Origin of the sequence: Pseudoalteromonas espejiana DSM 9414 (genome assembly GCF_002221525.1) — a bacterium.
Taxonomy (GTDB): Bacteria; Pseudomonadota; Gammaproteobacteria; order Enterobacterales; family Alteromonadaceae; genus Pseudoalteromonas; species Pseudoalteromonas espejiana.
Genome location: NZ_CP011028.1, coordinates 2,047,797 through 2,063,374, shown reverse-complemented (window position 1 = coordinate 2,063,374; position 15,578 = coordinate 2,047,797). Strand labels below are relative to the sequence as shown.

At 41.5% G+C, this 15,578-nt stretch carries 14 protein-coding genes; 11 read left to right on the top strand and 3 right to left on the bottom strand.

Annotation, left to right across the window (positions count from 1 at the left end; genetic code table 11):
• Positions 1–65: 65 nt before the first annotated feature.
• Positions 66–1,016, bottom strand: a complete 951-nt coding sequence (gene trxB / locus PESP_RS09445; protein ID WP_089347804.1) for a thioredoxin-disulfide reductase — start codon at positions 1,014–1,016, stop codon at positions 66–68.
• 287 nt (positions 1,017–1,303) lie between these two features.
• Between trxB and pssA the strand changes: the two genes are divergently transcribed.
• Positions 1,304–2,629, top strand: a complete 1,326-nt coding sequence (gene pssA, locus PESP_RS09440; RefSeq protein ID WP_089347803.1) for a CDP-diacylglycerol--serine O-phosphatidyltransferase — start codon at positions 1,304–1,306, stop codon at positions 2,627–2,629.
• Between the two features lie 138 nt (positions 2,630–2,767).
• On the top strand, positions 2,768–4,093 hold the full coding sequence (locus tag PESP_RS09435; RefSeq protein WP_089346385.1) for an IS4 family transposase: 1,326 nt from the start codon (positions 2,768–2,770) through the stop codon (positions 4,091–4,093).
• 76 nt (positions 4,094–4,169) lie between these two features.
• On the opposite strand, the gene ald is transcribed toward PESP_RS09435, so the two are convergent.
• Positions 4,170–5,291, bottom strand: coding sequence for an alanine dehydrogenase (ald, locus tag PESP_RS09430; RefSeq protein WP_089347802.1), 1,122 nt, complete (start codon positions 5,289–5,291; stop codon positions 4,170–4,172).
• Between the two features lie 142 nt (positions 5,292–5,433).
• On the opposite strand from ald, the gene lrp reads away from it, so the two are divergent.
• The 8 genes from lrp to PESP_RS20600 all read left to right on the top strand — a co-directional run bounded on the left by lrp (position 5,434) and on the right by PESP_RS20600 (position 13,678).
• Positions 5,434–5,913 carry a leucine-responsive transcriptional regulator Lrp gene (lrp, locus tag PESP_RS09425; protein WP_006792871.1) on the top strand — a complete coding sequence of 160 codons (480 nt, stop codon included), beginning with the start codon at positions 5,434–5,436 and terminating at the stop codon, positions 5,911–5,913.
• Between the two features lie 166 nt (positions 5,914–6,079).
• On the top strand, positions 6,080–8,599 hold the full coding sequence (locus PESP_RS09420) for a DNA translocase FtsK (RefSeq protein ID WP_089347801.1): 2,520 nt from the start codon (positions 6,080–6,082) through the stop codon (positions 8,597–8,599).
• Positions 8,599–9,225 (top strand): outer membrane lipoprotein periplasmic chaperone LolA, encoded by a 627-nt coding sequence (gene lolA / locus PESP_RS09415; protein WP_089347800.1) that lies wholly within the window; start codon positions 8,599–8,601, stop codon positions 9,223–9,225. Before PESP_RS09420 ends, lolA begins: the two co-directional genes overlap by 1 nt.
• A complete protein-coding gene (locus tag PESP_RS09410; protein ID WP_089347799.1) occupies positions 9,218–10,561 on the top strand; it encodes a replication-associated recombination protein A in 1,344 nt (447 codons plus the stop codon). The genes lolA and PESP_RS09410 overlap by 8 nt, the downstream gene beginning before the upstream one ends.
• A complete protein-coding gene (gene crcB / locus PESP_RS09405; protein ID WP_089347798.1) occupies positions 10,554–10,934 on the top strand; it encodes a fluoride efflux transporter CrcB in 381 nt (126 codons plus the stop codon). Before PESP_RS09410 ends, crcB begins: the two co-directional genes overlap by 8 nt.
• 9 nt (positions 10,935–10,943) lie before the next feature.
• Complete coding sequence (gene serS, locus PESP_RS09400; protein ID WP_089347797.1) at positions 10,944–12,248, top strand: serine--tRNA ligase; 1,305 nt, start codon at positions 10,944–10,946, stop codon at positions 12,246–12,248.
• A gap of 341 nt (positions 12,249–12,589) precedes the next feature.
• Entirely contained in the window at positions 12,590–13,435 is an 846-nt protein-coding gene (locus PESP_RS09395; protein ID WP_089347796.1) for a toll/interleukin-1 receptor domain-containing protein, read from the top strand.
• A 33-nt stretch (positions 13,436–13,468) separates the two neighbouring features.
• Entirely contained in the window at positions 13,469–13,678 is a 210-nt protein-coding gene (locus PESP_RS20600; protein WP_245852052.1) for a pepsin/retropepsin-like aspartic protease family protein, read from the top strand.
• 259 nt (positions 13,679–13,937) lie between these two features.
• Here PESP_RS20600 and PESP_RS09385 read toward each other — a convergent pair whose 3' ends face one another.
• The gene (locus tag PESP_RS09385; protein WP_089347795.1) at positions 13,938–15,125 is read right to left on the bottom strand and encodes a PQQ-dependent sugar dehydrogenase; all 1,188 of its coding nucleotides are present in this window, start codon (positions 15,123–15,125) and stop codon (positions 13,938–13,940) included.
• Between PESP_RS09385 and PESP_RS09380 the strand changes: the two genes are divergently transcribed.
• The gene (locus PESP_RS09380) at positions 15,110–15,562 is read left to right on the top strand and encodes a hypothetical protein (protein ID WP_089347794.1); all 453 of its coding nucleotides are present in this window, start codon (positions 15,110–15,112) and stop codon (positions 15,560–15,562) included. The genes PESP_RS09385 and PESP_RS09380 overlap by 16 nt on opposite strands.
• Positions 15,563–15,578: the final 16 nt, after the last annotated feature.

The following is a 15,578-nucleotide window of genomic DNA, read 5'->3' as shown; positions in this document are numbered from 1 at the left end:
TGTAACTATATTTTAGGCATAAAAAAAGGCTGAATTATCAGCCTCTTTTAAATTATTTAGCGCGATTACAGATTATCTAAGAAACGCTCTGCATCTAGGGCAGCCATACAGCCTGTACCCGCTGATGTGATTGCTTGGCGGTAAATGTGGTCAGATACATCACCGGCAGCAAAAACGCCTGGTACGCTTGTTTGAGTTGCGTTACCGTTAAGGCCAGACTCAACCACTAAATAGCCATCTTTCATTTCTAGTTGGCCTTCAAACATATCTGTGTTTGGTTTATGGCCAATGGCAATAAATACACCTTCAAGGTCAAGCGTTTCTTTTGCGTCAGAGTTTGCATCTTTAATACGCACACCCGTTACACCCATTTCATCGCCAAGTACTTCGTCAAGCGTACGGTTATAGTGCATTATCACGTTGCCGTTTGCAGCTTTTTCAGTCAGGCGATCGGCAAGAATTTTTTCACTGCGAAAACTATCACGACGGTGAATAACATGTACTTCATCGGCAATGTTAGATAAGTAAAGTGCTTCTTCAACGGCTGTGTTACCACCACCAACTACTGCAACCTTACGGCCCTTGTAGAAAAAACCATCACAGGTAGCACATGCAGAAACACCGCGGCCCTGAAAATTAGTTTCAGATTCTAAACCTAAGTATTTAGCAGACGCACCCGTTGCAATAATTAAGGCATCACACGTGTAAGTACCTTGGTCGCCAGTTAACGTGAAAGGGCGTTTAGACACATCTACTTTATTGATATGATCAAACACTATTTCAGTTTCAAAGCGCTCAGCGTGCTCTTTCATGCGATCCATTAGTGCAGGGCCCGTTAAGCCGTGCGCATCACCAGGCCAGTTTTCAACTTCAGTTGTCGTTGTTAATTGGCCACCTTGTTGAATACCGGTAATTAAAACAGGGTTTAAATTTGCGCGTGCTGCGTACACTGCGGCAGTGTAACCTGCAGGGCCAGAGCCTAAAATTAGTAACTTAGAGTGTTTTGCTTCAGTCATGATCTTTTCCTAAACGTTTAATACTGAACTTAATGGCTTCGATTCTAAGAAAAACAAGGCACAAGTAAACAAATTATGTGATTATTTTTTTCTGAAAAATGTAAAAGCTGTGCAATATTATGTACTGAGTTAACTTTGATTTATAAAAAAGCCGTTGTAAAGGCTAAAAAACAAACAGATGAGCAACAAAGCTTCGTTAATTCATGACCCGTTAGTATTTTTTTGATATGTTTTACCTAATTTTATTTGTCACTGATAGATTATGTGACCTTAGTGAATAGGCAACTATGTTATTTTGGCAGGAAAAACCCGCATTTGGGTTGACTTCAAAAGACGTTAACGTCTTAACCAATGCACAAGAGTACCGTACGCAATTGCTGCGTTTAATTAGCAATGCAAAAAAAAGAATCTACATTACGGCACTGTATTTACAAGATGATGAAGCAGGGCGTGAAATACTCGAAGCGCTTCATCGCGTGTCATTGGCAAACCCCGACCTTGAAATAAAAGTGTTGGTAGATTTTCACCGTGCGCAACGAGGTCTTATTGGCGCGGCAAAGTCAGACGGTAATGCAAGTTTATATTGTGACTATTTAGAAAAGTTTAAATCGAACGTACAGGTTTACGGTGTACCCGTAAAAGCAAAAGAGCTTTTTGGAGTATTACATTTAAAAGGCTTTGTTGTAGACGATACGTTGTTATACAGCGGTGCCAGCTTAAATAACGTGTACTTACAATACAACGAGCGTTATAGGCTAGACCGTTACTTTTTAGTGACGCAAAGCGAGCTGTGTGACTCTGTCGTTGATTTTATAGAAACTAAGCTTATTGGTTCACAGGCTGTTCCACGTATTGATACACGCCCGCTTAAGCGCCTAATAGACTTTAAGTTTGAGCAAAAGCAATTAATGCGCGATTTAAAATCGGCAAGTTATGCTAACGCTAGTAAAGCCAACACCGACCCTTTGGGTATTCGTTTATTTTTAGGGCTAGGGCGTCGTAATAACAGCCTAAATCGTTTAATTAAAAACTTGTTTGATACCACAGAGCAAGAGCTTGTGCTTTATACGCCATACTTTAATTTTCCGGCGCCACTTATGCGCTCACTACGCCGGTTATTAAAACAAGGTAAGCAAGTCACTATTGTTGTGGGTGATAAAACAGCTAACGATTTTTACTTACCGCCAAGCGAGCCATTTAGTAAAATTGGTGCATTGCCGTATTTATACGAAACCATTTTGCACAAATTTGTTAAGTCGCAAAAACGCCACATAGATAACGGCAATTTAAATGTGTACTTGTGGAAAGACGAAAGTAACTCGTTTCATTTAAAGGGTATTTGCGCCGACAGACAACGCCACTTACTAAGCGGGCATAACTTAAACCCACGCGCATGGGGCCTTGATATAGAAAATGGTATTTTAATCGACGATCCTGAGCAAAGCATTATGCAAGCGATTGATAACGAAAAGCAGGAAATTTTAAAGCATTGCCGTCGTTTAACCGGACCAAATGATCTAGAAACGATGGAAGATTACCCTCAGCCTGTTAAAAAGCTGCTTGGTCAAGCTAAACGTGTAAAAGTTGATTTTATAATTAAGCGTTTTATATAAATCAACCCATAAAATTTAGACACAAAAAAAGCAGCTAACTAGCTTAATGCCGATCAGTTAAGAAATATTTAATGATCCATTGACCGATCTTCTGGCTAGTATATAAAGACTCCTGAATTTATTCAGGAGTCTTTTCTTTTGCAACTCACTACCGCACTTTCTCTTGCCAATGGCTATGCCCCTAACTCAGAAGGCTTAGGTCAACTGAGTGATTTTTTATGCTCTGATTTTATCAAACAATGTGCTGAAACAGCCGGTGTCGCGACTATAAGACGAAGAAGGCTGCCTGTTGAAATGGCTGTTTGGACTGTAATTTGTATGTCACTTTATCGTGAAGACCCACTCTGGAGCATTGTCAGTAAATTGGGTTTAGCATTACCCGGTAAAAAAGAGCTTGTTGCGCCTAGTGCTGTCGTACAAGCAAGACAACGCCTTGGCGCTGGTGCAGTGAAAGAAGTCTTTGAACAAAGTCAAAAAATGTGGAATAAGGATGCTAACCATCCCACATGGTGCGGGTTATCTCTCTTAGGCGTTGATGGCGTTATTTGGCGCACACCTGATACCCAGGAAAATCATCAAGAATTTTCTGCTTGGAAAAACCAGCACGGTGATACGGCCTTTCCTCAAGTTCGTATGGTATGCCTAATGGAGCTGACTAGCCATTTATTATTGGGGAGTGCCTTTGATAGCTGCCGCTCAAGCGAAATGGTACTTGCAGAAGACTTAATCGAAGTAACACCCGATAATTCACTCACGTTATTTGACAGAGGCTTTTATTCTTTGGGCTTACTAAATCGCTGGCATCATGCAGGAAAAAACCGCCATTGGCTCCAACCCATGAGAAAAGGAACCCAGTACGAAGTCGTTCGCTCTTTAGGACGTCAAGACAAACTCATCAAACTAAAAACAACAGCGCAAGCGAGAAAAAAGTTTGCAGACTTACCTATGGACATTGAAGTAAGGCTGGTAACGAAAACAATTAAAGGGAAAGAAGTAAATATTCTGACGTCATTGAGCGACCCAATGCGTTTTCCCAAGGCTGAAATCGTTGACTTATACAGCGACCGATGGGAAATAGAACTTGGCTATCGAGAAATGAAACAAACCTTATTAAATAGTCACTTCACGTTACGCAGTAAAAAGCCAGATATGATAGCGCAAGAGCTATGGGGCATAATGCTTAGCTATAACTTACTCAGGTATCAGATGGTAAAAATGGCGCAGAAAAAGCCGGGACTTTATGCCAAGCACCTGAGTTTTACGACGTGCGCAATCAGTATTATTAACTTAATTCACACGATGTTTATAGAGAATGCGGGACGTATCCCAAAATCTATTGAGCAACTACAAGCACAAGTTGAACATCATATTTTACCGATAAAACGAGAGAGAGCGTATCCAAGGTGTGTGAAACCAAAGCCCAGTAAGTATTCCAATAAAAAACGCCAGTCAGTTGTTAACTGACTGGCATTAAGCTAACTAGCTGCTTTTTTTATTGCTTATAGTTAGGTAACTATTTACCTAACTATAAAACACATACTTATGCGTTTTCTACTGCAGTGCGTGGGTCAACATATTCCATGTTGAACGCTTCTGCTACTTCTTTGTATGTAACTTGGCCTTTAATTACGTTTAAGCCTTTTAAGAAGTGAGCGTCATCAAGTAGTGCCTTTTTGTAACCTTTGTTTGCAAGGTTAATAATGAAAGGCAATGTTGCATTGTTAAGTGCAAACGTAGATGTACGTGGAACAGCGCCAGGCATGTTAGCAACACAGTAGTGAACAACTTCATCAACAATGTATGTTGGATCAGCGTGTGTAGTTGCTTTAGAAGTAGCAATACAACCACCTTGGTCAATAGCAACATCCACAATTGCAGCGCCAGGCTTCATTGCTTTAATGTGATCAGCTGTTACTAGTTTAGGTGCTGCTGCACCAGGGATTAGTACGCCACCAATTACTAGGTCTGCTTCTAGTACATGTTTTTCAAGTGCATCGGCAGTTGAGTAAATCGCTTTTACTTTATTACCAAATTGCGCGTCTAATGCACGAAGTACATCAATGTTACGGTCAAGTACTACAACGTCTGCGCCCATACCAACAGCCATTTGCGCTGCGCTACGGCCAACCATGCCGCCGCCAATTACAACAACTTTAGCAGCTTCAACACCTGGTACGCCACCAAGAAGCATGCCGCGGCCGTGGTTAGATTTTTCAAGCGCTTGTGCACCAGCCTGAATAGACATACGACCAGCTACTTCACTCATAGGTGCAAGAAGCGGTAAACCACCACGTGCGTCAGTGACGGTTTCGTATGCAATACAAACTGCTTTGCTCTTAACAAGGTCTTCAGTTTGTGGAAGATCAGGTGCAAGGTGAAGGTAAGTAAATAAAATTTGGTCTTCACGTAACATGGCACGTTCAACAGCTTGAGGCTCTTTTACTTTTACGATCATCTCTGCTTTAGCAAAAACATCAGCAGCAGTTGCTAAAATTTCAGCGCCAGCTTGTGTGTAATCTTCGTTTGTAAAACCAATGCCCATACCTGCATCAGTTTCAACAATCACTTGGTGGCCGTGATTTACTAGTTCACGAACACTCGCAGGAACCATACCTACACGGTATTCATGGTTTTTAATTTCTTTAGGTACACCAATAATCATAAAATTTGCCTTAATAAGAACGGATTAACATTTTCCACTATTATATTCATCATAAGGCAGTGTGTCTCACCTTTTTTAAATGCCAAACCAGTGTTATTATCTAAATAATAAATATAAACAGAATAATAAACTAGTTGGGCTTATGCATCAGTTATTAGACAGAATTGACCGCAAAATTTTAATGGAATTACAGCACGATGGACGCCTTTCAAATGTTGAACTGGCCCGACGAGTTGGCCTGAGTGCCACGCCCTGTCTGGAGCGTGTTAAAAAATTAGAGCGTGAAGGCTACATACTTGGCTATAAAGCGGTGGTCGATCCTGCAAAGCTTGGGCAGGGGTTATCTGTGTATGTTGAAGTGACCATTACTAAAACGTCACCCGATGTATTTGACGAATTTAGCGCAGCCGTAAAAAAGCACGAAGAAATAATAGAGTGCCATTTAGTATCAGGCAATTTTGACTTTTTATTAAAAACCCGTGTAAACGATATGTCGGAGTACCGCGGCGTATTAGGCGACATTCTTTTAAAATTACCTAACGTAAGCGAAAGCCGCACTTATGTAGTGATGGAAGAAGTAAAAGGAGAAGACGGCGTTATTATTCGCCCTTATATTGCTTAAATTATTAAGGACATAGCCAATAAATATTTTATTACGCCTAATTTATAAAAACTTGTTCATAATCAGGCCATACAAACTAAGATAAAGTGCATCAAATTGCATTTCCTGCTAAGGTATTTGACTGCTATGCAAGTGCCAATAGAATAATAAAGAGGGATAGGAAGTTATGCGCCTAAACGGTGTGCAAAGACTATTAGAAACAGGGCTGATCATCAGCACCTTTGCGGCAATATTCATTTTATGTGCTTTAATCAGCTTTGATCCAGCTGACCCTGCGTGGTCGCAAACTGGTGAATTTAGAAATGTAAAAAATATCACAGGCACTGCAGGTGCGTGGATTGCCGACATACTATTACTTACATTTGGCTGGCTTGCTTATTTAGTACCGGCCGCTATTCAATTATTTGGTTATTTATTATTTAAGCAACCCCACCGAATTTTACAGCTTGATTACACAACACTTGCGCTTCGCGTTATAGGCTTTGCCTTATTTATAACGTCAGCTACCGCCATTAGCAGCATTAATTTTGATGATATTTATAACTTTTCATCGGGCGGGGTAGTGGGCGATGTAATTGCATCGGCGATGATGCCTGCATTCAACTTTACTGGCACCTCTATTTTATTATTATGTTTCTTTTTTGCAGGCCTTACTTTATTAACTGGCGTATCTTGGGTTGAATTTGTAGATTACCTGGGTGACTTAGTGGTAAGGGCATACCGATACATTGCTAATTACGCACAAGGTTGGATGCAAAGAGAACGAATTGCCAATAATAGCGTCCCAGCTGATGCTGAGTTTAATAAAGAAGATTTTGCCGACATTAGCTTTGATGAGCAAGAGCCAGAATTTGAACAAGCACCTGTTAAAAATAAAAAACAAGATAAACAAAAAGCCATTACTAAAGAGCAACCAACGTTTAGCGAGCCACAAATTAGTGATGACTACAGCCCATTTGATGAGCTTGACGATATACTCGACCAAGAAATTGGCTTTAGCGCCATAGACGATGAGCCAATAGATACAGCGGCTGCACTTAACGCGCTTGATCAAAGCCAAGTAGTTGAACCTGAAAAACCAGTTACTACGGTTGTATCGCCAGCAAGGCCTATGCCTAAGCCAAAACCTGCGTATCAGCCACCGCCAACAGCAAAAGAAAAATTTGAAGAGTTACTTGATAAAGAGCTGCCACCGGGGCCTTTACCTTCACTTGATTTACTCGACAGACCAGACAAAGCTAAAAACCCAATTTCTCAAGAAGAGCTCGATACCGTATCGCGCCTTGTTGAAACAAAATTACTCGACTTTAACGTACAAGCCACTGTAGTAGGGGTTTACCCGGGGCCTGTAGTAACGCGTTTTGAGCTTGATTTAGCACCAGGCATAAAGGTGTCTAAAATCACTGGCTTATCTAAAGATTTAGCCCGTTCACTTTCAGCTATTAGCGTACGTGTAGTTGAAGTTATACCTGGGAAAACATATATAGGCATAGAACTGCCTAACAAATACCGCGAAATTGTACGTTTATCTGAGGTAATTAATGCTCCTAAATTTGAGCAAAACCCATCACCATTAACCATGGTGCTAGGTAAAGATATTGCAGGGCAACCTGTATGTGCCGATTTAGGTAAAATGCCACACTTACTGGTAGCGGGTACCACCGGTTCTGGTAAGTCAGTGGGCGTTAATGTGATGATATTAAGCTTACTGTACAAATCGGGCCCTGAAGATGTTCGTATGATCATGATTGACCCAAAAATGCTTGAGCTTTCGGTATACGAAGGTATTCCGCATTTATTGTGTGAAGTAGTCACCGATATGAAAGAAGCGGCTAACGCGCTGCGTTGGTGTGTAGGCGAAATGGAGCGCCGCTATAAATTAATGTCGGCGCTGGGTGTACGTAACTTAAAAGGTTACAACCAAAAAGTAATGGAAGCCAAAGAGGCGGGTTACCCAATTCTTGACCCCTTATTTAAAGACACCGACGGCATGAAAGAAGGCCCAGATGAGCTAGATAAACTACCAAGCATAGTGGTAGTTATTGACGAATTTGCCGACATGATGATGATTGTAGGTAAAAAAGTTGAAGAGCTAATTGCACGTATTGCGCAAAAAGCACGTGCTGCAGGCATACACTTAGTACTTGCAACACAGCGCCCATCGGTAGATGTAATTACCGGCTTAATTAAAGCCAATATACCTACGAGAATGGCGTTTCAGGTATCAAGTAAAATAGACTCGCGTACCATACTTGACCAGCAAGGCGCCGAAAACCTATTAGGTATGGGTGACATGCTTTATTTACCGCCAGGAACAAGTGTACCAGAGCGTGTGCATGGCGCGTTTGTTGACGACCATGAAGTACACGCCGTTGTAAATGATTGGAAAGCACGTGGTAAACCAAACTACGTAGACGAAATTTTAAATGGCGAAGCCACGGAAGATATTTTATTACCCGGTGAAGCAAGCGAAAGCGCAGATGAAGAGTCAGACCCTCTTTACGACGAAGCGGTCGCATTTGTAATAGAAACCGGTAAAGTATCGGTATCGTCAGTACAGCGTAAATTGCGTGTTGGCTATAACCGTGCAGCACGACTAGTAGAACAAATGGAAACATCGGGTATCGTGAGTTCGCCAGGTCACAACGGCGCTCGTGATGTATTAGTACCTAATGGAGCAAATTAATGAAAAAATTAAACAGTTTATTATTAGTGCTTGGCAGTTTAATTGCCACGCCTAGCTTTGCTGACGACAGCCAAGCACTGCAAGACAAACTAGCCACACTTAAAAGCTTTAAAGCGCAGTTTTCACAAAATGTAACCGACTCGCAAGGCCAAGCAGTTATGCAAGGCGAGGGCACAATTGCCCTTAAACAGCCTATGATGATCCGCTGGCAGCAAACAAACCCAGACGATACTTTATTTGTATCAAATGGCGACAAAACCTATTACTTCGACAGTTTTGCTGAGCAAGTAACCATAATGGATACCCACAGCCTTATAGACTCAACACCGTTTGTATTGCTTACCTCAAAAGATCCCGCACAATGGGAAAAATATAGCGTACAAGCTACTAACTCTGGCTATAGTGTTACGCCAAATAAAGGCGTAGAGAGCCAAGTAGAACAGCTTGATATTACCTTTGCAGGTAACGAGCAAGGCCTTGCTAAGTTAGTTGTTACCGATAACTCTGGTCAGCTTTCATCATTTAGCTTTAGCGATGCAAAAGTAAATACCGCGCTTGATACAAGTACCTTTGAATTTACCCCGCCAGAGGGTGTTGAAATAGACGATCAGAGTAACGGTGAATAATTTAGGGTTTAACTTTGGGCCCGATGTACGCCCACTTGCGGCGCGAATGCGCCCAACAACGCTTGACGAATACATAGGTCAGCAACATTTACTTAGTGACGATAAACCCCTGCACCAAGCCATTGTCGCAGGGCGTTGCCATAGCTTAATTTTGTGGGGCCCGCCAGGGGTGGGTAAAACAACCCTTGCGCAAATTATTGCAAACCATGCCGATGCCGAGCTTATACAAATGTCGGCTGTTACCGCAGGCGTAAAAGATATTCGCGACAGCGTAACGCAAGCGCAAGATAACCTCCAAAGCCGCGGACAACGCACCCTTATGTTTGTTGATGAAGTGCACCGCTTTAACAAATCACAGCAAGATGCATTTTTACCTCACATAGAAGATGGCACCTTTATATTTGTAGGCGCAACAACCGAAAACCCCTCGTTTGCACTTAATAACGCTATTTTATCGCGCGCACGCGTGTATGTTTTAAAGTCATTACAAGAGAGCGACCTCTACACAGTGATAGAGCGTGCACTTTTGCAAGATGAGCAACTAAACCAAAAAAACATAGTTATTGCTAATAACGCCAAACAGGCACTGTGCCAAGCAAGCGGTGGTGATGCCCGTAAAGTGTTAAATCTGCTTGAACAAGCGGTTGATTTAACCACCGAGCAAAACGGCACATACAATGTAGATGAGCATGTATTAAGCCAAGTACTTCCCACGCATTTAGCTAAATACGATAAAGGCGGCGATGAATTTTACGATTTAATATCGGCTTTTCATAAGTCAGTACGCGGAAGCTCACCCGATGGTGCGCTTTATTGGTACTGCCGTATTTTAGCTGGCGGTGGCGACCCTCTTTATGTAGCAAGGCGTTTACTTGCCATTGCAACAGAAGACATAGGCAACGCCGACCCCCGAGCGATGGAAGTGGCGTTAAACGCATGGGATATATTTCAGCGTGTAGGCCCAAGTGAGGGCGAGCGCGCCATTGCACAAGCCACCTTATATTTAGCCAGCGCACCGAAAAGTAATGCGGTTTATATGGCATTTAACCAAGCAAAGGCAGATGCCAAAAACGAACCAAGTTACCCGGTGCCTGAGCATTTACGCAATGCACCAACCAACTTAATGAAAGACTTAGGTTATGGCGCCGAATACCGCTATGCGCATAACGAAGAGGGTGCCTTTGCCGCAGGTGAAAAGTACTTACCACCAGAAATGGACACTAAGAAATATTACTTACCGAGCGATCGCGGCCTTGAGCAAAAAATTAAACAAAAACTCGATTACCTAAAAGAGCGCGATGCGCAAAGCCCACTTAAACGGTACGAAAATGATTAAACTTTATATGATGATTGCCCTTGGTGGCGCTTCAGGGGCCTGTTTACGGTTTTTTATTAGCGAAACCATGCTAAAACTCCTTGGTAGGGGATTCCCTTTTGGCACGTTGACGGTTAATATTCTTGGTTCATTGTTAATGGGCATTTTGTACGGTTTGATAGATAAAGAAATTATCACCGCAAGCCCCGCCAAAACCCTTATTGGTATTGGCTTTTTAGGTGCGTTAACCACCTTTTCAACATTCTCAATGGACTCGTTGTTGTTGTTACAACAAGGTCACTTTATTAAAATGGCCCTTAATATCATCTTAAATGTGATGATCTGTATTTTTATGGCTTGGCTGGGCCTTCAGCTGGTAATGCAAAAAGGTTAAAAAACTAACATGTTAGATTCTAAATATTTACGACAAGATGTTGAGCAAACTGCAGCACGCTTAGCGGCTCGTGGCTACGAGCTTGATGTTGCAAAAGTGACAGAACTTGAAGAGCAACGCAAAACATTACAAGTAAAAACGCAAGAGCTTCAAAGTCAACGTAACGCCAGTGCTAAAGCCATTGGTCAAGCAAAAGCGAAAGGCGAAGACGCACAACCACTACTAGACGCAGTGGCAAATTTAGGCAGCGAATTAGACGCAACAAAAAAAGCGCAAGACGAAGTATTAAACGCCATTAACGACATTGCTTTAGCAATTCCAAACTTGCCAGACGAATCAGTACCAGAAGGCGCTGACGAAGACGACAACGTTGAAATACTTACCTGGGGCACGCCTAAAAAATACGACTTTGAAGTTAAAGATCACGTAGATGTAGGGCAAGACCTAAACGGCCTAGACTTTGAAATGGGCGTTAAAATTAGTGGCGCACGCTTTACCGTAATGCGCGGCCAAGTAGCACGTATGCACCGTGCATTAACGCAATACATGCTAGACACCCACACAGATACAAACGGCTACACAGAAATGTATGTACCGTACTTAGTAAATAGCGCAAGCCTTTACGGCACGAGCCAATTACCTAAGTTCGCAGGCGACTTATTCCATACATTAGGCCTAGTAAACGACGACGGTGAACAACAAGCTGGCTTTAGCTTAATCCCTACAGCAGAAGTACCGCTTACAAACAGCGCACGCGACGAAATTTACGAAGAAAGCGATTTACCAATTCGCTTAACTGCGCACACGCCATGTTTTAGAAGCGAAGCAGGCAGCTACGGGCGCGATACACGCGGTTTAATTCGCCAACACCAGTTTGATAAAGTTGAACTAGTACAACTTGTAAAACCAGAAGATTCAATGCAAGCGCTTGAAGAGCTAACAGGCCATGCAGAGCAAATTTTACAAGCACTTGAGCTTCCTTACCGTAAAGTAATTTTATGTATGGGCGACATGGGCTTTGGCGCAGCTAAAACATACGACTTAGAAGTATGGTTACCGGCACAAGATACCTACCGCGAAATTTCGTCTTGTTCAAATATGGTCGATTTCCAAGCGCGCCGTATGCAAGCACGTTTTCGCCGTGAAGGTGCTAAAAAGCCAGAGTTACTACATACACTAAACGGCTCAGGTTTAGCGGTAGGGCGCACACTCGTAGCCATACTAGAAAACTACCAACAAGCCGACGGCTCAGTTGTAGTACCAGAAGTTTTACGTCCATACATGGGTGGACTTGAAGTGATTGGTAAAGCCTAAGGCTTAGCTATTAGTTTTTAGCTATAAGTAGAAAAGCCGCTGTTTTAAACGAACAGCGGCTTTTTTGTGGGTTAAAGGCTCATGGCGAAAGTCTAAGTTATGCTTTTTGTCAGTAAAAATAATAAACCCGCCTCTATTGTTTATTTGCACAACACTTTTTGTCCAATATTACTGTTCTCCACCATTTTGTGTTTTTATACATCCAGTAAATATAGATGAGAGCTAACTAATTGTTTACATGTGCTTATTCGCTGGTTACAGTGGATTAATTATAATATTTGTCGGTTTATAAAGCGACAAATGCCGGATACAGGTTGTTATAAGGCTCACTGGGAATTAGCATGAATACATTTAGTGACAACGAAAAAGTTAGGCTATTAAAGAAGCTAATCGAAAAATCGAAAAGCGTGACTGTTGAAAATAGTAGCGATATAAACTTCAAAAGTTGGAAAAATTTAGTTGAACGAACGTTTATCAAAGTCTTTGGCAACGAATCACCAGAGTTTATTCATTTTTGTAAGTTAAGGTTTAGTGCCTATACACCAATAATGATCGGCCCTAGTTATACTGATTATACTCAAGAACATTTACGAACATTCAGAGAAAGTTTTACTATGTTGAATTCTTCAATTGAGCAGTATATTGAAGAATTAGAAGAACAAGTGGTTGATAGTCCAATGGAGGTATTAGATTCTCAAGATAAACCTTTATCTAAAGTGTTTATCAGCCACGCATCAGCTGATTCTGATTTAGTGGAAGAAGTAATAGAAATACTAGAAACAATAGGCCTTGAATCTAATCAAATATTTTGTACTTCATTTGAGGGCTACGGAATAGATTTAGGTGCTAACTTTCTTGATAAAATCAAAGAAGAGTTATCTGCTGATTCACTTGTAATTTTCATTCTCTCTGAAAATTTTTACAAGAGCCCAGTTTGTTTATGTGAAATGGGAGCGACATGGGTATTGGCGAAAGAGCATATACCAATGATTATTCCTCCTCTAGATTACTCTGATATCAAAGGTGTTATACCTTTATCTCAAGGGTTAAAAATTAATGAGACTATGAAGCTTAATTCTTTAAAAGATAAAATTGAAAATGACTTTTATCTAAGCAATACACTCTCCTCATCAACTTGGGAGCGGAAGCGAGATCGTATTGTTGCTCGAATAGAGAAACAATTGTAACATTGGTTTAAAGGCTTATAAAAAACCACAAGCTTGAAATTTGAAGTAACAGAAACAGGTCATCAAATTATTCTGGCTAAAATAAACTGGCATAAAGTACGTTTAATTTTAGATACAGCGGCGGGTGCATCTGTTTTAGATAGGACATGTATTAAAAAGCTTGGAATAAAAAAAGAAATAAGCGAAGAAAATGCCGCAGGTTTAGGTACAGCCGAACACGAAATGGGCTTAATAGACGTTTAATAATTTGAATTGACAGGCCAGTTGTATGAAAGTACGCAGTTTGTATCACTCAACCTAGACCATGTTCAGGCCGCTGGTGGTGGCAATACAATACATGGATTATTAGGCTCTTCATTTTTTATAAAATACCAAGCGATAGTAGATTTTGCTACTAATACACTGACAATTAGTGAGCCCTAGTCTGTTTGTGAGTGATTAAAGCGGATCCCTTAGTCGCTATTATCCTCTAAAAGCGAAGCGCCTTAACTCTCTTTGTGAATTAATTTGCTTTAAACAACATCAGCTTCGCATCTTTCCCATCGGTTAATATTGCTACATTACCTTCAGTGGTTACATACACATCCCTTAATCGTCCTGTTGCTTCTGGAAATATGTGTGACTGGGTGAATTCGCCATTAGCCAGATTAACGCTGTAGAGCTTTTTATCTACAAGTGTAGTGATGAGCACATGTTGTGCAAGTGAAGGGAATGCGGCGTGTTTAGAGCCATAATACGCCATACCCGAAGGGGCGATTGATGGCGTCCAATCTACGCTTGGCTTTTGCATGCCGGGGTAATCTCTAAAAGGAGATATGCGCGCTTGCGAGTAATCGTCACCGTAGGTGATCACCGGCCAGCCGTAGTTGGTAGCTGGCGTTAAGTAATTTAGCTCATCGCCACCGGCGGGGCCGTGCTCGTGGCTGACAATTTGCTCGGTATCGTAATCATATACTAAGCCCTGTGGGTTACGGTGACCGAGCGAGTAAACAGCGTGTGCATTAGGGTTTTTGTGATTAATAAACGGGTTATCTTTTGGGATAGTGCCATCTAGGTTTATACGTAATAGTTTGCCCAGTTGGCTGGTTATCACTTGTGCTTGCTCTCTAAAATCAAAGCCATCACCGGTTGAAAACAGTAGGGTGTTGTCGGGTAAAATAAGGGCGCGGCCAGCGTAGTGCTGTGGGGTGTTTTTATCAGTGGCCACTTTGTAAATAATTACAGGCTTTGAAAAGTCAGCGCCATTAAACGTGGCTTTGGCAATTACAAGGCGGTTAGCTTCAGCAGTACCTTGCGCGTAGGTAAATATGATTTCTTTAGTGGTGTTAAAATTAGGCGAGAGCACTATATCAAGTAAGCCGCCTTGGCCTGCAACGTATAAGCCTTCAAGGTTTAAATTTACTCTAGTTTGCTGATTGTTTTTTACAATAACAACGTGGCCGTCGCGCTCTGTAATTAGCCATGTGTCATTTGGCAGTTTAACCATACTCCACGGCGAATTTAATTGTGTTGCTAGTGTGTGAGCGCTGTACTGCTCTTTAGGTAATGTAGCCGCACTGGCCGTGGACGCAAAAAGCCCTATAAACAAACATAGCGTGAATTGACAGAGTCGTTGTTTAGATTGCAAGCCTTTGCTACTGTAAGAAAAAAGCTTTATTTTAAGTTGAGATAACCATGCCATTTTTAACACGTGTACTCCCTATATTTTTAGTTTCTTGGTTACTTACCTTTACTCTTGCTAGCTTGTTTCATAGCCAATACGTTGTCAATCAATTAGTTAATGTAGGCGTAGGCGTAGTCGTCAGCTTAAGCGATCGTATTAATTTAACACTAGATGACTGGTTGGGTTTATTACCTACCTATGGCGCTATTATTGCCGTAGCGCTTGCCATTGCGTTTTTAGTGACTGCAAAACTTACTAAAAAAGTTAAACAATACAGTGTGGCGTTATTTATTGCAGCGGGTATTACTGCTTTTGCTGTGGTACTCATTGCCATTGAATCTATTATGAATATTCATATTATAGCGGGTGCGCGGGGTTGGGGCTTTTATATGCAGTTATTAGCAGGTGCTACAGGTGGTTTGCTGTTTGTAGTGTTAACAAATGTATTAAACACTAAAAAGTGAGTTAAAAATTAATAAG